Origin of the sequence: Brevibacillus choshinensis, assembly GCF_016811915.1 — a bacterium.
GTDB lineage: Bacteria > Bacillota > Bacilli > Brevibacillales > Brevibacillaceae > Brevibacillus > Brevibacillus choshinensis_A.
In genome coordinates this window covers 238025-261808 of sequence record NZ_CP069127.1, presented here as the reverse complement: position 1 = coordinate 261808, position 23784 = coordinate 238025, and the positions used below count along the sequence as shown (strand labels likewise).

The following is a 23784-nucleotide window of genomic DNA, read 5'->3' as shown; positions in this document are numbered from 1 at the left end:
TTGCACCTCCTAACTCTTGAGATGTTCAATTATACTTCTTTCACGTCAACCAAGTGCTTCACTTTGAAAACCATTCCACGGATTGCAGCGTTATCTTCCTTCACTACAGTGGAGTTGATTTTGCGAAGACCCAGTGCTTTTACTGTTTCCTGTTGTCCTACTGGACGTCCGATCAGGCTACGTGTGAGGGTGATTTGCAATTTTGCCATGTTCATTCCCTCCCTTATTAACCCAACAACTCGTCAACAGTCTTACCGCGCAATTTCGCGACATCTTCCGCTGTTTTCAGGCGGCCGAGGCCTTCCAGCGTAGCGTTGACCATGTTGATAGGATTGTTGGAACCAAGAGACTTGCTCAAAACGTCACCTACACCAGCCAGTTCGAGAACGGCACGGATAGGTCCACCTGCGATTACACCAGTACCGGCGGAAGCAGGCTTGATGAGAACTTTACCAGCACCAAATTGGCACAGTACTTCGTGCGGAACAGTAGTTCCTCTCATTGGTACACGGATCAGTTTTTTCTTAGCGTCGTCGATCGCTTTACGAATAGCGTCTGGAACTTCTTGGGCTTTACCCATACCAGCACCTACATGGCCGTTACGGTCACCCACAACAACCAGGGCGCTAAAGCTCATGCGACGTCCACCTTTAACCGTTTTAGCTACGCGGTTAACGGCGACAACTTTTTCTTCGAGCTCTAATTTGCTAGGGTCGATACGCATTCCTTACCCTCCTTGTTGTTAGAATTGCAGACCAGCTTCGCGAGCTGCTTCTGCCAGTGCTTTAATACGTCCATGATAGATGTAACCGCCGCGGTCAAAAATCACTTCAGTCGCACCTTTTTCTTGTGCACGCTTAGCGATCAGTGTGCCAACAGCTGTAGCAGCTTCCACGTTTGCGCCATTTTTCAGGCCCAGCTCTTTATCCAGAGAGGATGCAGATACCAGAGTTACTCCAGTCGCATCGTCAATCAGTTGAGCGTAGATGTGCTTAGAAGAACGGAATACGTTCAGACGCGGGCGAATGGTAGAACCAATCACGCGTTTGCGGATGCGCAGGTGACGTTTTTTCCGAGCTTTGTTTTTATCAGCTTTCGTAAACATTAAGCGGCCTCCTTTCTCATGAAGCTAGAAGCTTATTTACCTTTTTTACCTTCTTTACGACGAACCACTTCATCACTGTACTTGATACCTTTGCCTTTGTATGGCTCAGGTTTACGCAGTGCACGGATTTCAGCGGCAATTTGACCAACGCGCTCTTTGTTGATCCCTTTAACCACCAGAGTGGTTTGGTTTGGCACTTCGATTTCGATACCCGCTTCAGGAGTTACCTCAACTGGGTGGGAGAAACCAAGGGAAAGTGTTACACCGGATCCGGATTTAGCTGCACGGTAACCTACACCGACCAGTTCCAGAGTGCGAGTGAAGCCTTCGGATACGCCTTTTACCATGTTGGCAACAAGCGCACGAGTCGTACCGTGAAGGGAACGATGCAGTTTGTTGTCGCTAGGACGCTCAACTACTACTTCGTTCTCAGCGATGTTGATTTTGATATCTTCATGAAAGTTACGAACGAGTTGACCCTTAGGGCCCTTTACCGTCAGCTCAGTTCCGTTCAGAGTGAGGGTAACGCCTGCAGGTACCACGATCGGTTTTCTACCGACACGAGACATGTGGTGCACCTCCTGTGCTTTTCATTAATTCTGTTGGATTACCAAACGTATGCAAGTACTTCTCCACCAACTGCTGCTTGACGAGCTTGCTTGTCCGTCATTACACCAGTGGATGTGGAGATGATTGCGCAACCGAGGCCACCCAAAACCTTAGGAACTTCATTGTTCTTTGCGTAAACACGAAGACCTGGTTTAGAGATACGTTTCAGACCTGTGATTACACGCTCGTTTTCAGCACCGTACTTCAGGAATACGCGGATGATTCCTTGTTTGTTGTCTTCAACAAACTCCGCATCGCGAATGAATCCTTCTTCTTTCAGAATGCGCGCGATTTCCTTCTTGATGGTGGACGCCGGGATTTCCACTTTCTCGTGGCGAACCATGTTGGCGTTACGAATACGTGTCAACATATCTGCGATTGGATCAGTCATAACCATGAGAGAAAACCTCCTTCCCGTTTCAAATTACCAGCTTGCTTTTTTCACGCCTGGAATTTGACCTTTATAAGCAAGTTCACGGAAGCAAATACGGCAGAGTTTGAATTTGCGCAATACGGAGTGAGGACGTCCGCAACGCTCGCAACGAGTGTACGCGCGTACTGCAAACTTCGGCTCCCGCTGTTGCTTGATGATCATTGATTTCTTTGCCACATTCTTCCCTCCTTACGAGTGGGTTTATTTACGGAATGGCATACCCATTTGAGTCAGCAGTTCACGAGCTTCCTCATCCGTTTTAGCGGAAGTGACAATAACGATGTCCATACCGCGTACTTTATCGATTTTATCGTACTCGATCTCAGGGAAGATCAGTTGTTCCTTCAGACCAAGTGTGTAGTTACCACGGCCGTCAAATGCCTTGGAAGAGATTCCACGGAAGTCACGTACACGTGGAAGAGATACGTTCATCAGCTTGTCGAGGAATTGGTACATACGCTCGCCGCGCAGAGTAACCTTCGCACCGATCGGCATACCTTCACGCAGTTTGAAACCAGCGATGGATTTCTTAGCGCGTGTTACTACAGGTCGTTGACCAGCGATTACTTGCAGGTCTTCAACTGCAGTATCCAAGGATTTAGCGTTAGCAACCGCTTCGCCTACACCCATGTTGATGATGATCTTTTCAACTTTCGGCACTTGCATGATGGAAGAGTAGTTAAACTTGCTCATCAAGCCAGGCACGATTTCATTGGTATACTTTTCTTTCAGTCTTGTTGCCATCTAAGGACATCCTCCTTTCCAACCTGACTACTTGTCGAGTACTTCGCCAGACTTTTTCGCGTACCGAACTTTCTTGCCGTTCTCCAATACTTTGTAACCGATTCGAGTAGCTTTTCCGGACTTCGGATCGATCAAAGATACGTTGGAAACGTGAATCGCTGCTTCTTGAGTCACAATGCCACCTTGCGGGTTAGCTTGAGACGGACGGCTGTGTTTCTTAACGAGATTGATACCTTCAACCAGAACGCGTTCTTTCTTCGGATAAGCAGCGAGAACGCGACCTTTTTTGCCTTTATCTTTACCCGCATTTACGATAACAGTGTCGCCTTTTTTAACGTGCATCGCTTGGTGCACCTCCTATCGAACAAACTGCCTGAGTTTTGCCGTTCAATTAGATAACCTCTGGAGCCAGAGAGATGATCTTCATGAAATCCTTGTCGCGGAGCTCACGAGCTACAGGTCCAAAGATACGGGTTCCACGTGGGGACTTATCATCTTTGATAACTACAGCTGCATTTTCATCGAAACGGATGTAAGAACCATCCTGACGACGAACGCCACTTACTGTACGTACTACAACCGCTTTAACTACTTGACCTTTCTTGACAACGCCGCCGGGTGTAGCGGATTTAACGGAGCACACGATAACATCGCCGATGTTCGCCGTTTTGCGACCGGAACCACCCAGAACCTTGATGCACATGAGTTCCTTTGCACCGGAGTTGTCAGCAACAGCCAATCTCGTCTGAGTTTGGATCATTTACTGTTCCTCCTTTCGGATTTGATATCCGAAAATCTGACTTATACGATTACTGCCTCTTCGACGATACGTACCAAACGGAAACGTTTGTCTTTGGACAATGGACGTGTTTCCATGATTTCTACGATGTCGCCCACTTTTGCCGTGTTGTTCTCGTCGTGAGCCTTGAACTTTTTGGAGTACTTCACGCGTTTGCCGTACAGTGTGTGAGTCTTGTAAGTTTCAACAAGAACAGTAATGGTTTTATCCATCTTGTCGGAAACAACGCGACCAGTAACTGTTCGACGCATATTGCGTTCTGCGGTCATCGTTCAAACCTCCTTCCTTTAATTAGCCGATTCCCAATTCTCTCTGGCGCAGGATGGTTTTCGCACGTGCGATATCCTTACGCACTTGTTTAATGCGAGATGTGGTTTCGAGTTGACCCGTAGCCAGCTGGAAACGAAGGTTGAACAACTCTTCTTTCAAAGAAGCGACGTTTTGTTCGATCTCGGCAGTGGTCAAGTTACGGTACTCATTAGCCTTCATGTGCGTCACCACCCACTTCTTCACGCTTCACGAACTTGCACTTGATAGGCAGTTTGTGCATAGCCAGACGCATAGCTTCGCGAGCGACTTCTTCAGGAACGCCAGCAAGTTCAAACATGATCTTGCCTGGTTTCACTACCGCTACCCATTTCTCAGGAGAACCTTTACCGGAACCCATCCGTACTTCGAGCGGTTTTTGTGTAATTGGTTTATCTGGGAAAATCTTAATCCATACTTTACCACCACGTTTGATGTAACGGGTCATCGCGATACGAGCAGCCTCGATCTGACGGTTCGTTACCCAAGATGGTTCCAATGCTTGCAATCCGTATTCACCGAACGCAACAGTAGTACCGCCTTTAGCGTTACCAGCCATTTTTCCGCGGTGTTGTTTACGGTGTTTCACGCGTTTTGGCGTCAACATGATTACTTGCCTCCTTCCTCAGTAGCGACGTTCTTTCTCGCTGGAAGGACTTCTCCACGATAGATCCACACTTTTACACCGATACGACCATAAGTGGTATGTGCTTCAGCAGTACCGTAGTCGATGTCAGCACGCAGAGTGTGAAGAGGAACAGTACCTTCGCTGTAACCTTCGGAACGTGCGATATCAGCACCGCCAAGGCGACCGCTAACCAAAGTTTTGATACCTTTTGCACCAGCGCGCAGCGTACGAGTGATCGATTGCTTTTGCGCACGGCGGAAGGAAATGCGGTTTTCCAGTTGGCGTGCAATGTTTTCAGCTACCAGAGTAGCATCCAGATCCGGACGTTTTACTTCGTTGATGTTGATATGAACGCGTTTGCCAGTCAGTTCAGTAAGGGTTTTGCGCAGAACTTCAACCTCTGCTCCACCTTTACCAATTACCATACCAGGCTTAGCGGTGTGAATCGTAACGTTCACGCGATTAGCTGCGCGTTCGATTTCGATTGTGGATACTGCAGCATCTTTGAGACGCCCTTTTACATACTTGCGGATTTTCAAGTCCTCGTGCAACAGTGTTGCGAAGTCCTTGTCAGCGTACCACTTGGACTCCCAGTCACGAATGACTCCGATCCGAAGACCGACCGGGCTTACCTTTTGACCCACACGTAATCCCTCCTTATTTCTCGTTTAGTACCACGGTGATGTGGCTCGTGCGTTTATGGATGCGGCTAGCGCGGCCCATAGCGCGCGGACGGAAACGCTTCAACGTAGGACCTTGGTCTACGAAGATTTTGCCCACTACGAGGTTGTTTGGATCCAGCTCATAGTTGTGCTCAGCGTTTGCAATAGCCGACTTCAGGAGCTTTTCAACAACTGGAGAAGCTGCTTTCGGCGTGTGTTTCAGGATCGCCAAAGCTTCACCTACTTGCTTGCCTCTGATCAAGTCAACCACCAGGCGGACTTTACGAGACGCGATGCGAATATTGCGAGCAACTGCTTTTGCTTCCATCTTTGTACCTCCTCTCTGTCAAGAGAAAATTAGCGCTTCTTGGATTTCTTGTCGTTGTCGACGTGACCCTTGAAGGTACGAGTTGGTGCGAATTCACCCAATTTATGACCAACCATGTCTTCCGAAACATACACAGGTACGTGTTTACGGCCATCATACACTGCAAAAGTATGTCCTACGAACTGAGGGAAGATGGTGGAACGACGGGACCAAGTTTTGATCACGCGCTTCTCGTTCTTTTCATTTTGCTCGTCAACTTTTTTCATCAAGTGGTCATCCACGAAAGGACCCTTTTTTAAGCTACGTCCCATTAGTGAACCTCCCTTCGCCAAAGGCGTTCGGTTATAGTATCAGCCTAGCTTACTTCTTGCGACGGCGGATAATGTATTGATCGGATTTGTTCTTCTTCTTGCGAGTCTTGAGACCCAGAGTTGGTTTACCCCAAGGAGTAACAGGTGCTTTACGTCCGATTGGAGCGCGACCTTCACCACCACCGTGTGGGTGATCGTTAGGGTTCATTACGCTACCGCGTACAGTTGGACGAATACCCAACCAACGGGAACGACCAGCTTTACCGATGTTAACCAATTCGTGATCGAGGTTACCTACTTGACCGATGGTAGCACGGCATACGTTATGAATGCGGCGTGTTTCACCGGAAGAAAGGCGTACGATTACGAACTCTCCATCACGACCGAGCAATTGAGCGGAAGTACCAGCTGCACGAACCAGTTGTCCACCTTTACCAGGTTTCAGCTCAATGTTGTGGATCGTAGTACCAACTGGGATTTTTTCCAGTGGCAATGCGTTACCGATTTTGATGTCGGCATCTGCACCAGATACGATCTCATCGCCCACTTTCAGGTTGTGAGGAGCGAGGATGTAACGTTTTTCACCGTCAGCATAGTTGATCAGTGCGATGTTAGCGGAACGGTTTGGATCGTATTCGATAGTAGCTACGCGACCTACGATGCCATCTTTGTTGCGCTTGAAGTCGATAATACGGTATTTACGTTTGTGACCGCCACCTTGATGACGAACGGTAATTCTTCCTTGGTTGTTGCGACCAGCTTTTTTAGAAAGAGGCGCCAGCAAGGATTTTTCGGGAGTTGAAGTAGTAATCTCCTCGAAAGTAGAAACCGTCATTTGGCGACGACCAGGAGAAGTCGGTTTAAACTTCTTGAGACCCATGTTAATACCCTCCTTTTCGGTAGTCGTCGAGGTTATACTCCCTCGTAGAAGGCCAATTCTTTGCTGTCATCAGTCAGCTTCACGATCGCTTTCTTCCACTCAGAGGTGTAACCGGAGTATTTTCCGTAGCGTTTTGGTTTCGCAGGAACACGAACAGTGTTAACTGCTTCTACTTTTACGCCAAATACTTTTTCAACAGCTTGCTTGATTTCTGTTTTGTTGGCTTTGAGAGGTACTTCGAAAACGTACTTTTTCTCAGCCATCATATCAGTGGTGCGCTCGGTAATGACAGGGCGTTTGAGAACATCATGAATGCTCTTCATTATGCGAGCACCTCCTCTACTTTCGCAATCGCTTCTTTCGTCACGATTACTTTGTCATGCGCTACCAGATCCAGAACGTTAATGCCTGCAGCATCTACGATTTTTGCACCTGGAATGTTGCGGGAAGAGAGAGCAACGTTTTGATCATACTCGGAGGTAACGATCAGAACTTTGCGATCTACTTTCAGGTTGTTCAGTACAACGGACATTTCTTTGGTTTTAGGAGCAGCGAAGTTCAGAGCTTCCAATACCAACAGTTCGTTGTTTTGAACTTTTGTGGACAGAGCGGATTTCAGAGCCAAACGACGAACTTTACGGTTCAGTTTGTAACCGTATTTGCGCGGAGTTGGACCGAATACAACACCGCCACCTTTCCATTGCGGAGAGCGAATGGAACCTTGGCGTGCGCGACCTGTACCTTTTTGGCGCCATGGCTTGCGGCCACCACCACGTACTTCAGAGCGGTTCTTTACATCGTGAGTTCCTTGACGTTGGGATGCTTGCTGCATCACGATCGCATCGAACAGAACTGCGCTGTTAGGCTCGATACCAAACACGCTGTCTGCCAATTCGATTTCGCCAACTTGAGAACCGGATTGGTTATAAAGAGCTACTTTCGGCATGTCAGTTCCTCCTTTCCTAACTAGTTCTTCTTGACTGCCGTGGATACCAATACGCAGCTGTTTTTCGGACCAGGCACGGAGCCTTTAACGAGAATCAGGTTACGCTCAGCATCTACTTTTACTACTTCCAGGTTTTGAATGGTTACGTTGTCGCCACCCATTTGTCCTGGCAGTGTTTGACCTTTAAATACGCGGTTTGGAGCTACAGCACCCATGGAACCTGGACCGCGATGGTAACGCGAACCGTGAGCCATAGGACCGCGGGATTGGTTGTGACGTTTGATCGCACCTTGGAAACCTTTACCCTTGGATACGCCAGCTACGTCAACGATTTCTCCCTCAGCAAAAATGTCTGCTTTCAACTCTTGACCAACCTCGAAGTCAGCGAGGTTTACTCCGCGAATTTCGCGAACGAAGCGCTTAGGAGCAGTGTTAGCTTTCGCTGCATGTCCTTTTTCCGGCTTGTTAGCGCGCTGTTCTTTTTTGTCTTCAAAGCCGATTTGGATCGCTTCGTAGCCGTCATTCTCCAAGTCTTTCTTCTGGAGAACCACGTTAGAACCAGCTTCGATAACCGTTACAGCGATCGCTGTTCCGTTTGGACCAAAAACTTGAGTCATGCCAAGTTTTTTCCCTAAGATTCCTTTGGTCATTAGTGCCACCTCCTGTGCTTATTTCAGAAAAACGTTTTAATGTTGTATCAAGTCCCCACCGATGCGCAGGGGTGCCATTTCAGGGGTTTGTTGCTTGGTATAACACGCTTAGCAAGACAACGCCTGCGCGTGTATCGCGTTTTGGGACCTTACAGTTTGATCTCGATATCCACACCAGACGGCAGATCCAGACGCATCAAAGCATCTACTGTTTGTGGTGTAGGATTCAGAATGTCGATCAAACGCTTGTGAGTACGCATCTCGAATTGCTCGCGAGAATCTTTGTACTTATGAACCGCACGCAGGATTGTGTAAACAGCTTTCTCCGTAGGGAGTGGAATTGGACCGGATACATTTGCACCGGAACGCTTCGCAGTGTCTACGATTTTCTCTGCAGACTGATCCAGGATTTTGTGATCATACGCCTTCAAACGAATACGAATCTTTTGCTTTGCCATTTTAGTCCCTCCTTTTTCGCCCATTTTCTAAACAGACATTTCTCCGTGGAAATATCCTGCACCCCGGTCATGGCAAAGGGGCCGGGTGTGTCAGCAACCTCCCACATCATCGCAAGTCCATGACCAACATTCACTATTGTACTAAAAAGCATTGGGCAACGCAAGTTTTTTCTTAGGCTCCCGTACTTTTTTTGTACAAGCGAGTCATGCGCAACCAACTCACTCTGAACATATTACAGAGAACACGGTAGAATAGCAAGCGGGATTGGTTGCCAACTGCGGCTTTGCTGTTTGAAACTATCTATAATAGAAGGAACACGTTATACTATGGATGGACTAGTCACACAAAGGAGGAAATGACTGATGTCTGGTGACAACCGCACCCCTTATGAAATGATTGGCGGAGCAGATACATTGGCTCGCCTTGTCGATATTTTCTACGATCACGTGAAGCAGCACCCGGATCTGGCACCTCTCTTTCCGGACGATTTCACCGAGGTAAAAGAGCGCCAATATCAATTTTTGACGCAGTTTCTCGGAGGACCTACCCTCTATTCCGATATCCACGGCCACCCCATGCTGAGAGCACGTCATATGCGCTTCCCCATCGGAACGATACAAGCCCAAGCTTGGCTCTCCTGCATGCAAAAAGCCATGGATCAGGCAGGTCTCGAAGGAGAAATCCGCGACCACATTTTTGATAGACTGAGACTGACCGCTCATCACATGGTCAATCAGTGGGAACAACAATAAAAAGCGTAGGGGCTCCCCCTACGCTTTTGTCGTAACATCCGAAGGTATGACTGTCGGAGAAGCTGCTGGCTTCGTCGTATTTCGCGAGCCGAGATAGACACCACCGACAATCATGAGCAGTGCCAGCAAGTGGACGAGCTGCAGTCGCTCCCCCAAGAACAGTGCAGCAAACAGCAGGCTGGCCATCGGCATTCCGTTCAAAAACACAGCCGTTCTGCTCGCGCCCAATTGTCGAATTCCGTAATTCCAGCCCACCGAACCAATTGCCGTCGAAAGGATGGCTGATGCCAGAATGACCAGCCACTGAAATGGAGTTACCTCTAAACCGATATAGTAGGAGGCCGGTTGAACGGAAAGCGCCGCGATCCAAAGGAATAAAATACCGAACCATTGTGACATGACGGTAATGAGCAAGACGGGTATTCCACGCAGCGCGAGCTTTCGAATCAGCAAACCACCCGTCACATACATCAGCATGGAGAAGAACATGATGGCGTCTCCCCAGCCGTTCATGTGAATACCGCCATGCTGGGATATCACTACAATCAGCACACCCGCAAATCCCACCGCGATTCCCAGACCTTTACGCCAAGACATTCCCTCACCAAGCAGCAGCATCGCCAAAAGCGCGGTAGCCAAGGGATTCAACCCAAGTATCAGCGAGGCGTTCCCTGCTGATGTATACTGTACGCCTGTTGCCAGCGTGATTTGATGCATGGCGATCGAGCTCGCCCCCACTCCTGCTAGTAAAAACCAATTCGTCATGCCGATCCGAAGCTGTTTTCGATACTGATAAATAATCGGTGCCAAAATGACTCCCGCAATCGTCATGCGGATCGCTGCGACATACATCGGCGGAAACGTCGTCAAATATTTGACCATGACGACATTTAACCCCCAAAGCATCACTACGCCCGCTAACATGAAAAACAACAAGCGCTCTTTGCTTCTCATCTCTGTCTTCCCCCATCCAAATCATGATCGTATTGTAGCACATTCGTTCCACCATACTGTTTGAATCATTTTGATGGGGGTTATGAATATATCCGATAATCGTTATGAAATAAAAAAACCCGACAACACGAGGTTGTCGGGTTTTATATGAATCGATTAGGATTCGATGGAAGCTACAACGCCAGCGCCTACTGTACGGCCACCTTCGCGGATCGCGAAGCGAGTACCTTGTTCCATCGCTACTGGAGCGATCAGTTCAACAGTGAACTCAGTGTTGTCGCCAGGCATGATCATTTCAACGCCTTCTGGCAGTTGGATGATACCTGTTACGTCAGTTGTACGGAAGTAGAATTGTGGACGGTAGTTAGCAAAGAAAGGAGTGTGACGTCCGCCTTCTTCTTTGGACAGAACGTAAACTTCTGCTTTGAACTTGGTGTAAGGCTTAACGGAACCTGGTTTCGCCAAGCATTGTCCACGCTCGATGTCTTTACGGTCAACACCGCGCAGCAAAGCACCGATGTTGTCACCAGCTTGAGCGGAATCCAGCAATTTGCGGAACATCTCAACGCCAGTTACAGTTGTGTTTTTAGTTTCTTCAGCCAAGCCGATGATTTCTACTTGGTCACCAACTTTAACTACACCGCGCTCTACGCGACCAGTAGCAACTGTACCACGACCAGTGATCGTGAACACGTCCTCTACAGGCATCAGGAAAGGCTTGTCAGTTGCACGCTCAGGAGTTGGGATGTAGCTGTCAACAGCGTCCATCAACTCAGCGATTTTCTTAGCCCAGTCACCAGTTGGGTTATCCAAAGCTTCTTTAGCAGAACCTTTGATTACTGGAGTGTCGTCACCTGGGAAGTCGTATTGGGACAGCAGGTCACGGATTTCCATTTCAACCAGTTCCAACAACTCTTCATCGTCTACCATGTCGCATTTGTTCATGAATACTACGATGTATGGTACACCTACTTGTTTGGACAACAGGATGTGTTCGCGAGTTTGTGGCATAGGGCCATCAGCTGCGGATACAACCAGGATTGCGCCGTCCATTTGAGCAGCACCAGTAATCATGTTTTTCACATAGTCCGCGTGACCAGGGCAGTCAACGTGAGCGTAGTGACGGTTGTCAGTTTCATACTCAACGTGAGCAGTGTTGATTGTGATACCGCGCTCTTTTTCTTCTGGAGCAGCGTCAATTGCAGCGTAGTTCATAGCTTGTGCTTTACCTTGTTGTGCCAATACAGTTGTAATAGCAGCAGTCAGGGTAGTTTTACCATGGTCAACGTGACCGATAGTACCGATGTTAACGTGTGGTTTATTCCGTTCAAATTTCGCTTTTGCCATGAGAGAAAAGCCTCCTTATATATAAGGGTATATGTGTTGAAGAAAGGTTTACCCTACGATTGGTTGTCCCTTCAATATTGTAAACCTTTCCTGTTTCAAGATAAAGCGGTACCTGCAATTATTCGCCTTTGGATTTCTTAACGATCTCTTCAGCGATGAATTTAGGTACTTCTTCGTAGTGGTCGATCACCATGGAGTAAACGCCACGGCCTTGGGTACGGGAACGAAGAACTGTGGAGTAACCGAACATCTCGGACAGTGGTACCATTGCACGGATTACTTGTGCGTTAGCACGAGCTTCCATACCTTCGATACGACCGCGGCGGGAGTTCAGGTCGCCCATTACGTCGCCCATGTACTCTTCCGGCATAGTAACTTCTACTTTCATGATTGGCTCGAGCAATACAGCGCCACATTTTTTCGCAGCTTCTTTCAAAGCGAGAGAACCTGCTACTTTAAATGCCATCTCGGAGGAGTCGACATCATGGTAGCTACCGTCTACGATAGTAGCTTTGATATCAACCAGCGGGAAGCCGGCGATAACACCATTTTTCATCGATTCTTCGATACCTGCTTGAACAGCAGGGATGTATTCACGCGGTACCACACCACCGACGATTTTGTTCTCGAATTGGAAGCCTTGACCTGGTTCGAGAGGAGCGAACTCCACCCAAACGTGACCGTATTGACCACGACCACCGGACTGACGAACGAATTTACCTTCCACTTTTGCTTCTTTGCGGAATGTCTCGCGGTAAGCAACTTGTGGTGCACCTACGTTCGACTCGACTTTAAATTCACGTTTCAGACGGTCAACGATGATCTCCAGGTGAAGCTCACCCATACCGGAGATGATAGTTTGACCGGTTTCTTCGTCTGTGCGCGTACGGAACGTTGGATCCTCTTCAGCCAGCTTGGACAGGCCGATACCCATCTTGTCTTGGTCTGCTTTGGATTTTGGTTCGATCGCAACAGAGATAACTGGCTCTGGGAATTCCATGGACTCCAGGATTACAGGAGACTTTTCATCGCACAGAGTGTCACCAGTTGTGGTATCTTTCAAACCTACAGCGGCAGCGATGTCACCGGAGTAAACCGTTTGGATCTCTTCGCGGTGGTTTGCGTGCATTTGCAGGATACGACCTACACGTTCACGTTTACCTTTAGTAGAGTTCAGCACGTAAGAACCGGAGTTCAGTACGCCAGAGTAAACGCGGAAGAAAGTCAGACGGCCTACGTACGGGTCAGTCATGATCTTGAATGCAAGAGCAGAGAACGGACCGTTGTCGTCAGCAGGACGTTCAACTTCGTCTTCAGAGTCAGGCAAAGTACCTTTGATTGCTGGGATATCTACCGGAGATGGCAGATAGGTTACTACGTTATCGAGCATAGGCTGAACGCCTTTGTTGCGGTAAGAAGAACCGCACATTACAGGAGTCAGTTTGCACTCGATGGTACCTTTACGCAAAGCAGCACGGATTTCGTCGTTGGTCAGCTCTTCGCCTTCCAAGTACTTCATCATGAGCTCTTCGTCTTGTTCTGCTGCTGCTTCAACCAATGCGAGGCGGAGCTCTTCACATCTTTCTTTCAGATCAGCAGGGATTTCAGTGGAGTCAGAAGTTTTGCCCAGGTCATCGGTGTACACGATTGCCTTCATTTCGATCAGGTCAACCATGCCTTTGAATTGGTCTTCTGCACCAATTGGATATTGGATAGCTACTGGATTTGCACCCAGGCGAGTTTTGATCTGGCCCAAGGTCATTTCGAAGTTAGCACCCAGAATATCCATTTTGTTGATGTAGCACATACGCGGTACGCCATAACGGTCAGCTTGGCGCCATACGGTTTCGGTTTGCGGCTCAACGCCACCTTTTGCGTCAAAAACGGTTACAGCACCGTCAAGAACGCGCAGGGAGCGCTCAACTTCTACAGTGAAGTCTACGTGGCCTGGTGTATCGATGATGTTGATTCGATGACCATTCCATTGAGCAGTAGTAGCAGCCGAAGTGATGGTGATACCGCGCTCTTGCTCTTGTTCCATCCAGTCCATGGTAGCTGCACCTTCGTGCACCTCACCAATCTTGTGAACGCGACCGGTGTAGAACAGAATACGCTCAGTCGTTGTCGTCTTACCAGCATCGATGTGAGCCATGATACCGATATTACGCGTATTCGGCAAAGAGAACTCGCGAGCCATTCAGGTATGCTCCTTCCATACTCGTGTTTTTGAATAAACGGGCATCCAATGCGGACACCCGATTCAATTTCCTACCAACGATAGTGAGCAAACGCTTTGTTCGCTTCAGCCATCTTGTGCGTGTCTTCACGCTTTTTCACTGCTGCACCGGTGTTGTTAGCAGCATCCATGATCTCGTTAGCCAGGCGTTGTTCCATGGTTTTCTCACCGCGGTTACGGGAGTAGTTAACCATCCAACGCAGACCAAGAGTGGTGCGGCGCTCCGGTTTTACTTCGATTGGTACTTGGTAGTTAGCACCACCTACACGGCGAGCTTTTACTTCCAGTACAGGCATTACGTTTTTCAGTGCTTCTTCGAAAACTTCCATCGGGTTGCGACCTGTGCGCTCCTGGATGATGTCAAATGCGTTGTAGAGAATGTTCTGTGCTACACCGCGCTTACCATCCAACATCAGACGGTTAATCAAACGAGTAACCAGTTTGCTGTTGTGAATAGGGTCAGGCAGCACGTCACGACGGGTTACAGGACCTTTACGAGGCATCGTATTCCCTCCTTCTTTTCGTTATCAATTCACGCCAACTCACGGGCGTTTTCTTATTTCTTTTTCGCTGCTGCAGCTGCTTGACCTGGTTTTGGACGTTTAGTACCGTACTTGGAACGACCTTGTTTACGGTTGTTCACACCAGCAGTGTCAAGAGCACCACGGACGATATGGTAGCGTACCCCTGGCAAGTCTTTTACACGACCGCCGCGCACAAGCACGACGCTATGCTCTTGCAGGTTGTGGCCAATACCACCGATGTAAGCTGTTACCTCGATACCGTTAGTCAAACGCACACGAGCGTATTTACGCAACGCGGAGTTTGGTTTTTTCGGAGTCATGGTACCTACACGGGTGCAAACACCACGTTTTTGAGGAGAGCTTTGGTTGGTTTGGCTTTTCTTGAAGCTGTTGTACCCTTTTTGAAGAGCTGGGGACTTCGACTTCACAACCTTATCCTCGCGACCTTTACGTACCAATTGGTTAATTGTAGGCATGATGTTACCTCCCTTCTTAATACCCAATCTCAAGACCACAGATCCAGGTGAGTCATTTTTGGTCAAATAGAAAGTCCTTGTCCAAACCTACGCAACGTGTAAACACGGACAAAAACATCGTTAACCACTTTTTTTAATCGCAGCCGTAGCCGCTCCCACTTCAATTCCGCACGCTTTGCCTAAACGACGCATGGAATCTACATGAATGACTGGAACACCCTTCTCTTTGCAAAGGAGCTCGACTTTTTGGGTCAAACGCTTGTCAGCATCAATTGCGATGTAAACTGCTTCTACCTGTTGGTGTTCTACAGCTTTAATCGTTTGCTTGATACCGATCGTTAACTCCTTGGCCCGCTCTACTTTTTCATAAGACATGATTCTCATATCCTCCAAAGTACAGATGTCAGGCACACTTGAATATAATATCAGGTGGGCTTTCGAATGTCAACGGCCCGACTACTATTTTTTTTGCAGAAAAAGATTTGGAAAAGCGCCCACGCTCATGCATGGGCGCTTTCCCTAGATTACTCTACCGAAACTGCTTCTTGCTGCGCATTCAGCGCTTCCAGTTCTGCTTCGTAATCCACTTGACTTGCTACTTTGATATTGCGGTAACGGGACATACCTGTACCAGCTGGTACCAGTTTCCCGATAATTACGTTCTCTTTCAGACCTAGCAGGCGGTCCACTTTTCCTTTGATCGCTGCATCGGTAAGAACACGTGTCGTTTCTTGGAAGGATGCTGCCGACAGGAAGGAGTCGGTTTCCAGGGATGCTTTGGTAATCCCCAAAAGAACCGGACGACCTACTGCTGGGTTTCTTCCTTCGATCAACACTTTTGCGTTCGCTTGCTCGAACTCTGGTACTTCTACGTAAGAGCCTGGCAAGAGATCGGTATCGCCGCTGTCGATGACACGCAGTTTGCGGAGCATCTGGCGAATCATAACCTCGACGTGCTTGTCGTTAATTTCTACCCCTTGCATACGGTACACTTTTTGCACCTCTTGCAGGATGTAGTTGGAAACGCCGCGCATGCCGCGAACTTTCAGCATTTCTTTCGGGTCAACAGAACCCTCGGTGAGCTCATCCCCGGCATTCAGCTTGGCACCGACAGATACCTTGATGCGAGCGCCGTATGGAGCAGCATACACCTTGCTTTCTGCTTCCCCGCGCACTTCGATTTCACGACGGTCTTTGCCTTCGCGAATGTCGGATACTTCCCCGTCGATCTCGGAGATGACAGCCTGACCTTTTGGATTGCGCGCTTCGAAAAGCTCTTGAATACGCGGCAAACCTTGGGTGATGTCGTCTCCCGCAACCCCACCGGTATGGAAGGTACGCATGGTCAGCTGGGTACCCGGCTCACCAATGGATTGAGCAGCGATAATACCGACTGCTTCCCCAACTTCCACTTCGGCTCCTGTCGCCAGGTTGCGTCCGTAGCAAAGTTTGCAGACACCATGGCTGGTGCGGCAAGCCAATACGTTACGGATGTAAACTTCGGTAATACCGACTTTCTCGATATACTCAGCCACTTCTTCGGAAATTTCCTCGTTGCGGCCAACGATGACTTCTTTGGTTTCAGGGTGGCGGAGTGTCTCGAAGCATGTACGTCCAACCAGACGGTCAGACAGCTTCTCGATTTCTTCCTTACCATCCTTGATTGCTGTAACACGAATCCCTTTATCGGTTCCGCAATCTTTTTCGCGGACGATCACGTCTTGGGCAACGTCTACGAGACGACGAGTCAGGTAACCCGAGTCCGCAGTACGCAGTGCCGTATCGGCGAGACCTTTCCGCGCACCGTGCGTGGAGATAAAGTACTCCAAAACGGTCAGACCTTCACGGAAGTTCGATTTAATCGGCAACTCGATGATTCGACCGGATGGGTTTGCCATCAGACCGCGCATACCAGCCAGCTGAGTGATCTGGGATACGTTACCACGGGCACCGGAGTTCGCCATCATGAAGATCGCATTGAACTTATCCATCGACTTCATCAACACTTCGGTTACTTCATCTTTGGCTTTGGACCAGATGGAGATAACGCGGTCATAGCGCTCGTCTTCGGTGATCAGACCGCGACGGAATTGCGTCATGACAGTCGCAACCTTTTGATCGGCTTCGTCGAGGATGTCTTTCTTCTTCCCTGGTACGGCAATGTCCGCAACGGCAATCGTGATACCGGCTTTCGTGGAATACGTAAAGCCGAGCTCTTTGATTTTGTCGAGGATCATGGACGTTTTCATCGTGCCGAAGCGACGGAAGCACTCGGAGATGATCGTACCCAGGAAGCCTTTTTTCACAGCACCCGGATCTGGAAGAGCTTTGACAAACTCCGTCACATTGGTACCTTTTTCGAAAATAAAGTACTCATCCGGAACCATGTTTTGCAGGTTGGACTTCGTCGGAGCGTTAATGAACGGCAGCTCTGGAGGGAAGATCTCGTTAAAGATGACTTTCCCGACAGTAGTGACGAGAAGCGCGTTCTGTTGGCGCTCAGTGAAGCTTGTTTTCTTCAAGCTCTTCGCCGGAATGGCAATGCGAGTCTGCAGGCTCACGAAGCCTTGCTGGTACGCAGCAATTGCATCGTGCGGATCACGGTAAACGGTACCCTCGCCACGGTCGCCTTCGCGCTCCAGTGTGAGGTAGTAGGAACCAAGCACCATGTCCTGGGATGGCGTAACTACTGGCTTACCGTCTTTCGGGTTCAAGATATTTTGAGCTGCCAGCATGAGGATGCGTGCTTCTGCTTGCGCCTCTGCGGACAACGGAACGTGAACAGCCATTTGGTCACCGTCAAAGTCCGCGTTGTATGCGGTACATACAAGTGGATGCAGACGGATCGCGCGACCTTCGACCAATACTGGTTCGAACGCCTGGATACCCAGACGGTGCAAGGTGGGGGCGCGGTTCAACAGAACTGGATGCTCGCGAATGACATCTTCGAGAACGTCCCAAACTTCAGGCTGAACGCGTTCTACCTTGCGCTTAGCGCTCTTGATGTTGTGAGCGAGGCCTTTTGCCACCAGCTCTTTCATCACGAACGGCTTGAAGAGCTCCAGTGCCATTTCTTTTGGCAGACCGCACTGATACATCTTCAGGTTTGGACCTACTACGATAACGGAACGACCGGAGTAGTCTACACGTTTACCGAGCAGGTTTTGACGGAAGCGACCTTGTTTCCCTTTCAGCATGTGGCTGAGGGATTTCAGAGGACGGTTACCTGGTCCTGTTACCGGACGTCCACGACGACCGTTATCGATAAGCGCGTCTACCGCTTCCTGCAGCATCCGCTTTTCGTTTTGCACGATGATGTCAGGAGCACCCAGCTCGAGCAGGCGCTTCAGACGATTGTTACGGTTGATCACACGGCGGTACAGATCGTTCAGGTCGGAGGTAGCGAAACGACCACCATCCAATTGAACCATCGGACGAAGCTCCGGCGGAATCACTGGCAATACATCCAGAACCATCCAATCCGGGTTGTTGCCGGAGTTGCGGAAAGCCTCGAGTACTTCCAGACGTTTGATCGCACGGTTGCGACGTTGTCCTTGAGCCGTTTTCAGATCTTCTTTCAGCGTTTCCACATCTTTATCCAGATCGATTTCTGCGAGCAGACGCTTGATCGCTTCTGCACCCATCATCGCCTGGAAAGAGTGGCCGTACTTCTCACGATAGTTGCGGTACTCTTTTTCGGAGAGCAGCTGCTTTTTATCGAGAGGAGTGTCTCCTGGATCCGTAACCACATAAGAAGCAAAGTAAATCACTTCTTCGAGGGAACGAGGAGACATGTCGAGAACCAGACCCATACGGCTCGGAATCCCTTTGAAGTACCAGATGTGAGAAACTGGGGCAGCCAGCTCAATGTGCCCCATACGCTCACGACGTACTTTGGCGCGAGTCACTTCCACGCCGCAACGATCGCACACTACACCTTTATAGCGAACACGTTTGTATTTACCGCAATGGCACTCCCAGTCTTTGGTCGGTCCAAAGATGCGTTCACAAAACAAGCCGTCTTTTTCCGGTTTGAGTGTACGGTAGTTGATCGTTTCCGGCTTTTTGACTTCCCCGAAAGACCACGAACGGATCTTATCGGGGGAAGCCAAGCCGATCTTCATATATTCGAAGTTGTTCACGTCTATCACAGGGCGTTACCTCCCTTTGTACCGGAATCTTACTCGTCGTCGTTCAAGCTTCCGCCTTCGAGCACGAGGTTCAGTTTTTCGCCACTGCCCTCATCCTCGTCTTCCATTTCGCGCATTTCAATCTCTTGCTCGTCTCCAGACAGGATCTTCACGTCCATACCCAAGCTTTGCAGTTCCTTGATCAATACTTTGAAGGACTCAGGAACGCCTGGCTCTGGAACGTTTTCTCCTTTGACAATCGCTTCGTACGTTTTCACGCGGCCCACGACGTCATCGGACTTGACGGTAAGGATTTCCTGCAAGGTGTAGGCAGCACCGTATGCTTCCAGTGCCCAAACCTCCATCTCCCCGAAACGTTGTCCACCAAATTGGGCTTTACCACCCAATGGCTGTTGGGTAACGAGAGAGTATGGACCCGTAGAACGGGCGTGGATTTTGTCATCCACCAAGTGAGCGAGTTTCAGCATGTATACGCAACCGACTGTTACACGGCGATCGAACGGTTCACCCGTACGTCCATCGTACAGGATGGTTTTACCGTCGCGGTCCAGACCGGCTTCTTCCAATGTCTCGAATACTTCCGCCTGACGCGCGCCGTCAAATACCGGCGTCGCCACGTGGATACCGAGGAGCTTGGCAGCCATACCGAGGTGAGTCTCGAGTACCTGACCGATGTTCATCCGAGAAGGTACGCCCAATGGGTTGAGTACGATCTCTACTGGAGAACCGTCTGGCAAAAATGGCATGTCTTCTTCAGGCATGATGCGGGCAATAACCCCTTTGTTACCGTGGCGTCCCGCCATTTTGTCACCCACGGAGATTTTCCGTTTTTGGGCGATGTAGACACGTACCAGTTGATTTACGCCAGGAGGCAGCTCATCACCGTTCTCGCGGGTAAATACTTTTACGTCTACGATGATACCGGAACCACCGTGCGGTACGCGCAGGGACGTATCGCGAACTTCGCGTGCCTTTTCTCCGAAAATCGCGTGCAGGAGTCGTTCTTCTGCAGTCAGTTCTGTTACCCCTTTAGGTGTAACCTTCCCAACCAGAATGTCGCCGTCCTGAATTTCCGCACCCACACGGATAATTCCGCGTTCGTCCAGGTTCTTCAGCGCGTCTTCCCCTACGTTCGGGATATCGCGGGTGATTTCTTCCGGACCGAGCTTGGTGTCACGAGCTTCGGATTCGTATTCTTCGATATGGATAGACGTATAAACGTCGTCTTTTACCAGTTTCTCAGAAAGAAGAATCGCGTCTTCGTAGTTGTATCCTTCCCACGTCATAAACGCGACGATCACGTTACGACCGAGAGCCAATTCACCTTTTTCGGTGGATGGGCCGTCACCAATGATATCGCCCTTTTCAATCCAGTCGCCGCGGCTTACGATCGGGCGTTGGTTGATGCACGTACCTTGGTTGGAACGGATAAACTTGTGCATTTTGTACTTATCGATATCGCCAGCAACCTTCTTGCCGTCGATTTCCTTGTAACGACGAATCCAGATCTCACGGGCAGTCACACGCTCTACTTGACCCGGATGCTTGGCTACGATCGCTACCCCGGAATCCTGCGCTGCTTTGTGTTCCATACCGGTACCTACGAACGGTGCCTGTGGAATCAAAAGCGGAACGGCCTGCCGCTGCATGTTGGAACCCATCAATGCGCGGTTGGCGTCATCGTTTTCCAGGAACGGAATCAAAGCGGTCGCTACAGATACAACCTGCTTCGGCGATACGTCCATGAAGTCAACCTTGTCACGTGGAACGCTCAGGATCTCACCTTTACGACGGCAAATAACCATGTCGTTGACGAAACGCCCATCTTCGTCAAGCGGTTGGTTTGCCTGTGCCACGTTGAACACGTCTTCTTCGTCCGCTGTCAGGTAGCTGATCTCGGTCAAAACGAAACCGGTCTCCGGGTCTACCTTACGACGAGGCGTCTCGATAAAGCCGTAGTCGTTGATGCGTGCAAAAGACGACAGGGAGTTGATCAAACCAATGTTTGGACCCTCTGGCGTTTCAATTGGACACATACGGCCGTAGTGGGAATGGTGAACGTCGCGCACTTCAAAGCCTGCGCGCTCACGAGTCAAACCACCAGGTCCGAGTGCGGAGAGACGACGTTTGTGCGTCAGCTCTGCCAGCGGGTTCGTCTGATCCATGAACTGAGACAGCTGCGAGCTACCGAAGAACTCCTTCAGCGATGCGATCACTGGACGGATGTTGATCAGCGCTTGCGGGGTGATCTGGTTCTGGTCCTGGATGGACATGCGCTCGCGTACTACGCGCTCCATACGGGACAACCCGATACGGAACTGGTTCTGCAAGAGCTCACCCACGGAACGCAGACGACGGTTGCCCAAGTGGTCAATATCGTCTGTAGAACCGACACCATGCAACAGATTCATGAAGTAGTTGATCGCCGCTACGATATCAGAAGGAGTGATATGCTTGAACGATTTATCTACATTTCCATTTCCGATTACCTTGATGATTTTCCCATCTTCAATCGGAGAGAAAATATTAATCGATTGCAGATGAATAGCTTCGTCTTCCAGAACGCCGCCATGTGTACGAACATCAATGAAATTGATGCTTTCTTCCAGTGCTGGCAGGATACGATCCAAGATACGGCGATCGATCATTTGGCCGGCTTCGGCAAAAATCTCACCCGTGCTGGTATCTACCAATGTTTCAGCCAAACGCTGATTGTACAGACGGTTTTTCAGATGAAGCTTCTTGTTCATTTTGTAACGACCAACAGAAGCGAGGTCATAGCGCTTTGGATCGAAGAAGCGAGAGATCAAAAGGCTCTTCGCGTTTTCGACTGTTGGCGGCTCACCCGGACGAAGGCGCTCATAGATTTCGATCAGCGCTTTCTCGGTAGAGTCGGTATTGTCTTTTTCCAGCGTGTTCTTGATGTACTCGTCTTCACCCAGCAAGTTGAGGATCTCGATGTCAGAACCAAAGCCCAGTGCACGCAAAAGGACCGTTACCGGGATTTTTCGCGTACGGTCGATGCGGACATAAATCACGTCTTTCGCATCGGTCTCCAACTCCAGCCATGCCCCGCGGTTCGGGATTACGGTTGCCGTAAACGTCTGCTTGCCGTTTTTGTCCACTTTGGTGTTGTAATATACACTGGGGGAACGAACAAGCTGGCTGACAATGACACGCTCAGCCCCGTTAATAATGAAGGTTCCCGTTTCAGTCATGAGCGGGAAGTCCCCCATGAAGACTTCTTGTTCCTTCACTTCTCCCGTCTCTTTGTTCAACAAACGTACCTTCACACGCAGAGGCGCCGCATAGGTGACGTCACGTTCTTTCGACTCGTCAACATCGTACTTTGGCTCTCCCAAGCTGTAGTCGATAAACTCCAGCACGAGATTGCCAGTGAAGTCCTGGATTGGCGAAATGTCTTGGAACATCTCACGCAGCCCCTCATCAAGGAACCATTGGTAGGACTTTTGCTGAATCTCGATGAGATTTGGAAGGCCCAGCACTTCGTTAATACGTGAATACGTACGACGCTGGCGGTGTCGGCCACTTTGAATCACTTTACCTGCCAACTTATTCACCCCTCAGGTTGTGTTTTCACACATAGAAACTTGGCATTCAGCTACTTCAATTCGCAGCGAATGCCTCACAAATAAAAATGGGTTAAAGCAGTAAAACCATTTTTAACCCAGAGAAACTCTATTTTAAAAGAATTCCCATGTTTTTACTCGAACATTCCTTCCAAAGGAAAAAAGAAGAAAATGCTTGACAGACAGGGAATTACTGAAAAATAGACATTTATCCCATATTGACATTTTATAATGCTACCACAATGAAATATACGCGTCAAGAAAAGTTTTCTAAAAACATTTTCTTGCTCATTTCACTGCACGGAAAATGAAGTACCCTTTGGAGCGGTCCACCTCTTCCACTTCCCGATAAGTTTCCTGCAGTTTCTTTAGTGCAGACGGAGCGCCCTGCTTTTTTTGAATGACCACCCACATCTCTCCGCCTTCAGCGAGAAGATCGTAGCCTTCCGTAAAGATGCGATGAACAATCTCTTTTCCTGCGCGGATCGGCGGATTGGTCAAGATGACATCAAACGTTTCGCCCTGCACACCGCTGTAAACATCACTCACGCGGATATCGACATTCTTGATGCCATTTGCTTCTGCGTTTCGACGGGCCAAGCTGACAGCACGCTCATTGACATCAATCATGGTTACCCGCCCCTCAGTAGCGAGCTTTGCAGCAGTGAGGCCGATAGGACCATAACCACACCCTACATCAAGCACTCGCGCATGGGGAGCTAGTTTCATCGTTTCGATAAGCAGCACACTGCCAAAGTCGATTCGATCTCGAGAAAATACTCCCGCATCTGTAAAAAACCGCAGCTCAATATCACGGAGTACAAAAGAAAATTGCTGTTCGTCATGCGCGGCACCTGGCCTGTTGGTGTAGTAGTGATCTGACACGTATGTGAT

Annotated in this window: 30 protein-coding genes; 1 reads left to right on the top strand and 29 read right to left on the bottom strand. The window is 49.3% G+C overall.

Translation table 11 applies throughout. The annotated features are described in order from the left end of the window. Positions 1 to 29: 29 nt before the first annotated feature. From rpmD to rpsJ, 20 genes are all read right to left on the bottom strand, one after another. Positions 30 to 209, bottom strand: coding sequence for a 50S ribosomal protein L30 (gene rpmD, locus JNE38_RS01515; protein ID WP_092277020.1), 180 nt, complete (start codon positions 207 to 209; stop codon positions 30 to 32). A 17-nt stretch (positions 210 to 226) separates the two neighbouring features. After that, positions 227 to 724 (bottom strand): 30S ribosomal protein S5, encoded by a 498-nt coding sequence (gene rpsE / locus JNE38_RS01510; protein WP_055746222.1) that lies wholly within the window; start codon positions 722 to 724, stop codon positions 227 to 229. An 18-nt stretch (positions 725 to 742) separates the two neighbouring features. Further along, positions 743 to 1105, bottom strand: a complete 363-nt coding sequence (gene rplR, locus JNE38_RS01505; RefSeq protein ID WP_047074697.1) for a 50S ribosomal protein L18 — start codon at positions 1103 to 1105, stop codon at positions 743 to 745. Between the two features lie 32 nt (positions 1106 to 1137). Further along, the gene (gene rplF, locus JNE38_RS01500; RefSeq protein ID WP_203354951.1) at positions 1138 to 1674 is read right to left on the bottom strand and encodes a 50S ribosomal protein L6; all 537 of its coding nucleotides are present in this window, start codon (positions 1672 to 1674) and stop codon (positions 1138 to 1140) included. Between the two features lie 38 nt (positions 1675 to 1712). Next, the gene (gene rpsH / locus JNE38_RS01495; RefSeq protein ID WP_203354950.1) at positions 1713 to 2111 is read right to left on the bottom strand and encodes a 30S ribosomal protein S8; all 399 of its coding nucleotides are present in this window, start codon (positions 2109 to 2111) and stop codon (positions 1713 to 1715) included. Between the two features lie 27 nt (positions 2112 to 2138). After that, positions 2139 to 2324 carry a type Z 30S ribosomal protein S14 gene (locus tag JNE38_RS01490; protein ID WP_007716256.1) on the bottom strand — a complete coding sequence of 62 codons (186 nt, stop codon included), beginning with the start codon at positions 2322 to 2324 and terminating at the stop codon, positions 2139 to 2141. Between the two features lie 24 nt (positions 2325 to 2348). After that, on the bottom strand, positions 2349 to 2891 hold the full coding sequence (rplE, locus tag JNE38_RS01485) for a 50S ribosomal protein L5 (RefSeq protein WP_203354949.1): 543 nt from the start codon (positions 2889 to 2891) through the stop codon (positions 2349 to 2351). Positions 2892 to 2918: 27 nt separating this feature from the next. Then, positions 2919 to 3233: a 50S ribosomal protein L24 gene (rplX, locus tag JNE38_RS01480; RefSeq protein ID WP_092277008.1), complete on the bottom strand. Its 315-nt coding sequence runs from the start codon at positions 3231 to 3233 to the stop codon at positions 2919 to 2921. Positions 3234 to 3282: 49 nt separating this feature from the next. Further along, positions 3283 to 3651: a 50S ribosomal protein L14 gene (rplN, locus tag JNE38_RS01475; RefSeq protein ID WP_203354948.1), complete on the bottom strand. Its 369-nt coding sequence runs from the start codon at positions 3649 to 3651 to the stop codon at positions 3283 to 3285. A 41-nt stretch (positions 3652 to 3692) separates the two neighbouring features. Continuing rightward, positions 3693 to 3959, bottom strand: a complete 267-nt coding sequence (gene rpsQ, locus JNE38_RS01470; protein ID WP_203354947.1) for a 30S ribosomal protein S17 — start codon at positions 3957 to 3959, stop codon at positions 3693 to 3695. Positions 3960 to 3981: 22 nt separating this feature from the next. Further along, the gene (rpmC, locus tag JNE38_RS01465; RefSeq protein WP_092276999.1) at positions 3982 to 4179 is read right to left on the bottom strand and encodes a 50S ribosomal protein L29; all 198 of its coding nucleotides are present in this window, start codon (positions 4177 to 4179) and stop codon (positions 3982 to 3984) included. Further along, the gene (gene rplP / locus JNE38_RS01460) at positions 4169 to 4603 is read right to left on the bottom strand and encodes a 50S ribosomal protein L16 (RefSeq protein ID WP_007787078.1); all 435 of its coding nucleotides are present in this window, start codon (positions 4601 to 4603) and stop codon (positions 4169 to 4171) included. The genes rpmC and rplP overlap by 11 nt, the downstream gene beginning before the upstream one ends. 2 nt (positions 4604 to 4605) lie before the next feature. Further along, positions 4606 to 5268, bottom strand: a complete 663-nt coding sequence (gene rpsC / locus JNE38_RS01455; RefSeq protein WP_203354946.1) for a 30S ribosomal protein S3 — start codon at positions 5266 to 5268, stop codon at positions 4606 to 4608. Between the two features lie 13 nt (positions 5269 to 5281). Continuing rightward, entirely contained in the window at positions 5282 to 5614 is a 333-nt protein-coding gene (gene rplV / locus JNE38_RS01450; protein WP_092276996.1) for a 50S ribosomal protein L22, read from the bottom strand. 29 nt (positions 5615 to 5643) lie between these two features. Further along, entirely contained in the window at positions 5644 to 5925 is a 282-nt protein-coding gene (rpsS, locus tag JNE38_RS01445) for a 30S ribosomal protein S19 (protein ID WP_092276993.1), read from the bottom strand. A gap of 49 nt (positions 5926 to 5974) precedes the next feature. Next, positions 5975 to 6805: a 50S ribosomal protein L2 gene (rplB, locus tag JNE38_RS01440; protein ID WP_092276990.1), complete on the bottom strand. Its 831-nt coding sequence runs from the start codon at positions 6803 to 6805 to the stop codon at positions 5975 to 5977. 32 nt (positions 6806 to 6837) lie between these two features. Continuing rightward, positions 6838 to 7128, bottom strand: a complete 291-nt coding sequence (gene rplW, locus JNE38_RS01435; RefSeq protein WP_203354945.1) for a 50S ribosomal protein L23 — start codon at positions 7126 to 7128, stop codon at positions 6838 to 6840. Next, positions 7128 to 7751 (bottom strand): 50S ribosomal protein L4, encoded by a 624-nt coding sequence (rplD, locus tag JNE38_RS01430; RefSeq protein WP_203354944.1) that lies wholly within the window; start codon positions 7749 to 7751, stop codon positions 7128 to 7130. The genes rplW and rplD overlap by 1 nt, the downstream gene beginning before the upstream one ends. Positions 7752 to 7771: 20 nt before the next feature. After that, a complete protein-coding gene (gene rplC / locus JNE38_RS01425; protein WP_092276984.1) occupies positions 7772 to 8401 on the bottom strand; it encodes a 50S ribosomal protein L3 in 630 nt (209 codons plus the stop codon). A gap of 149 nt (positions 8402 to 8550) precedes the next feature. Continuing rightward, on the bottom strand, positions 8551 to 8859 hold the full coding sequence (rpsJ, locus tag JNE38_RS01420; protein WP_005828858.1) for a 30S ribosomal protein S10: 309 nt from the start codon (positions 8857 to 8859) through the stop codon (positions 8551 to 8553). Between the two features lie 363 nt (positions 8860 to 9222). Here rpsJ and JNE38_RS01415 point away from each other — a divergent pair, with 363 nt between their 5' ends. After that, the gene (locus tag JNE38_RS01415) at positions 9223 to 9612 is read left to right on the top strand and encodes a globin domain-containing protein (protein ID WP_203354943.1); all 390 of its coding nucleotides are present in this window, start codon (positions 9223 to 9225) and stop codon (positions 9610 to 9612) included. 18 nt (positions 9613 to 9630) lie between these two features. On the opposite strand, the gene JNE38_RS01410 is transcribed toward JNE38_RS01415, so the two are convergent. The 9 genes from JNE38_RS01410 to JNE38_RS01370 all read right to left on the bottom strand — a co-directional run bounded on the left by JNE38_RS01410 (position 9631) and on the right by JNE38_RS01370 (position 23775). Beyond that, entirely contained in the window at positions 9631 to 10566 is a 936-nt protein-coding gene (locus JNE38_RS01410; protein ID WP_203354942.1) for a DMT family transporter, read from the bottom strand. Between the two features lie 156 nt (positions 10567 to 10722). Further along, complete coding sequence (gene tuf, locus JNE38_RS01405) at positions 10723 to 11913, bottom strand: elongation factor Tu (RefSeq protein WP_203354941.1); 1191 nt, start codon at positions 11911 to 11913, stop codon at positions 10723 to 10725. A 118-nt stretch (positions 11914 to 12031) separates the two neighbouring features. After that, on the bottom strand, positions 12032 to 14110 hold the full coding sequence (fusA, locus tag JNE38_RS01400; protein ID WP_203354940.1) for an elongation factor G: 2079 nt from the start codon (positions 14108 to 14110) through the stop codon (positions 12032 to 12034). Between the two features lie 71 nt (positions 14111 to 14181). Further along, positions 14182 to 14652, bottom strand: a complete 471-nt coding sequence (gene rpsG / locus JNE38_RS01395; protein WP_007716226.1) for a 30S ribosomal protein S7 — start codon at positions 14650 to 14652, stop codon at positions 14182 to 14184. Between the two features lie 53 nt (positions 14653 to 14705). Next, positions 14706 to 15149, bottom strand: coding sequence for a 30S ribosomal protein S12 (rpsL, locus tag JNE38_RS01390; protein WP_005828873.1), 444 nt, complete (start codon positions 15147 to 15149; stop codon positions 14706 to 14708). Between the two features lie 120 nt (positions 15150 to 15269). Continuing rightward, complete coding sequence (locus JNE38_RS01385; RefSeq protein ID WP_092276967.1) at positions 15270 to 15524, bottom strand: 50S ribosomal protein L7ae-like protein; 255 nt, start codon at positions 15522 to 15524, stop codon at positions 15270 to 15272. A gap of 149 nt (positions 15525 to 15673) precedes the next feature. Further along, positions 15674 to 19300 (bottom strand): DNA-directed RNA polymerase subunit beta', encoded by a 3627-nt coding sequence (gene rpoC, locus JNE38_RS01380; RefSeq protein WP_203354939.1) that lies wholly within the window; start codon positions 19298 to 19300, stop codon positions 15674 to 15676. 29 nt (positions 19301 to 19329) lie between these two features. Further along, entirely contained in the window at positions 19330 to 22872 is a 3543-nt protein-coding gene (gene rpoB / locus JNE38_RS01375; RefSeq protein WP_203354938.1) for a DNA-directed RNA polymerase subunit beta, read from the bottom strand. A gap of 306 nt (positions 22873 to 23178) precedes the next feature. Further along, the gene (locus tag JNE38_RS01370) at positions 23179 to 23775 is read right to left on the bottom strand and encodes a class I SAM-dependent methyltransferase (RefSeq protein WP_203354937.1); all 597 of its coding nucleotides are present in this window, start codon (positions 23773 to 23775) and stop codon (positions 23179 to 23181) included. Between the last annotated feature and the right edge of the window lie 9 nt (positions 23776 to 23784).

Bases quoted from the DNA above. Each gene is read 5' to 3' on its own strand.
- rplN (WP_203354948.1), bottom strand. From the start codon at position 3,651: ATGATCCAAACTCAGACGAGATTGGCTGTTGCTGACAACTCCGGTGCA.
- rplP (WP_007787078.1), bottom strand. From the start codon at position 4,603: ATGTTGACGCCAAAACGCGTGAAACACCGTAAACAACACCGCGGAAAA.
- rpsG (WP_007716226.1), bottom strand. From the start codon at position 14,652: ATGCCTCGTAAAGGTCCTGTAACCCGTCGTGACGTGCTGCCTGACCCT.
- tuf (WP_203354941.1), bottom strand. From the start codon at position 11,913: ATGGCAAAAGCGAAATTTGAACGGAATAAACCACACGTTAACATCGGT.
- rpsH (WP_203354950.1), bottom strand. From the start codon at position 2,111: ATGGTTATGACTGATCCAATCGCAGATATGTTGACACGTATTCGTAAC.
- rpsE (WP_055746222.1), bottom strand. From the start codon at position 724: ATGCGTATCGACCCTAGCAAATTAGAGCTCGAAGAAAAAGTTGTCGCC.
- rpsJ (WP_005828858.1), bottom strand. From the start codon at position 8,859: ATGGCAAAGCAAAAGATTCGTATTCGTTTGAAGGCGTATGATCACAAA.
- fusA (WP_203354940.1), bottom strand. From the start codon at position 14,110: ATGGCTCGCGAGTTCTCTTTGCCGAATACGCGTAATATCGGTATCATG.
- rplV (WP_092276996.1), bottom strand. From the start codon at position 5,614: ATGGAAGCAAAAGCAGTTGCTCGCAATATTCGCATCGCGTCTCGTAAA.
- rplR (WP_047074697.1), bottom strand. From the start codon at position 1,105: ATGTTTACGAAAGCTGATAAAAACAAAGCTCGGAAAAAACGTCACCTG.
- rplW (WP_203354945.1), bottom strand. From the start codon at position 7,128: ATGAAGAGCATTCATGATGTTCTCAAACGCCCTGTCATTACCGAGCGC.
- rplX (WP_092277008.1), bottom strand. From the start codon at position 3,233: ATGCACGTTAAAAAAGGCGACACTGTTATCGTAAATGCGGGTAAAGAT.
- rplC (WP_092276984.1), bottom strand. From the start codon at position 8,401: ATGACCAAAGGAATCTTAGGGAAAAAACTTGGCATGACTCAAGTTTTT.
- rpsQ (WP_203354947.1), bottom strand. From the start codon at position 3,959: ATGACCGCAGAACGCAATATGCGTCGAACAGTTACTGGTCGCGTTGTT.
- rpsL (WP_005828873.1), bottom strand. From the start codon at position 15,149: ATGCCTACAATTAACCAATTGGTACGTAAAGGTCGCGAGGATAAGGTT.
- JNE38_RS01410 (WP_203354942.1), bottom strand. From the start codon at position 10,566: ATGAGAAGCAAAGAGCGCTTGTTGTTTTTCATGTTAGCGGGCGTAGTG.
- rpmC (WP_092276999.1), bottom strand. From the start codon at position 4,179: ATGAAGGCTAATGAGTACCGTAACTTGACCACTGCCGAGATCGAACAA.
- JNE38_RS01385 (WP_092276967.1), bottom strand. From the start codon at position 15,524: ATGTCTTATGAAAAAGTAGAGCGGGCCAAGGAGTTAACGATCGGTATC.
- rplB (WP_092276990.1), bottom strand. From the start codon at position 6,805: ATGGGTCTCAAGAAGTTTAAACCGACTTCTCCTGGTCGTCGCCAAATG.
- rpmD (WP_092277020.1), bottom strand. From the start codon at position 209: ATGGCAAAATTGCAAATCACCCTCACACGTAGCCTGATCGGACGTCCA.
- rpsS (WP_092276993.1), bottom strand. From the start codon at position 5,925: ATGGGACGTAGCTTAAAAAAGGGTCCTTTCGTGGATGACCACTTGATG.
- rplF (WP_203354951.1), bottom strand. From the start codon at position 1,674: ATGTCTCGTGTCGGTAGAAAACCGATCGTGGTACCTGCAGGCGTTACC.
- rplD (WP_203354944.1), bottom strand. From the start codon at position 7,751: ATGCCGAAAGTAGCTCTTTATAACCAATCCGGTTCTCAAGTTGGCGAA.
- JNE38_RS01415 (WP_203354943.1), top strand. From the start codon at position 9,223: ATGTCTGGTGACAACCGCACCCCTTATGAAATGATTGGCGGAGCAGAT.
- rplE (WP_203354949.1), bottom strand. From the start codon at position 2,891: ATGGCAACAAGACTGAAAGAAAAGTATACCAATGAAATCGTGCCTGGC.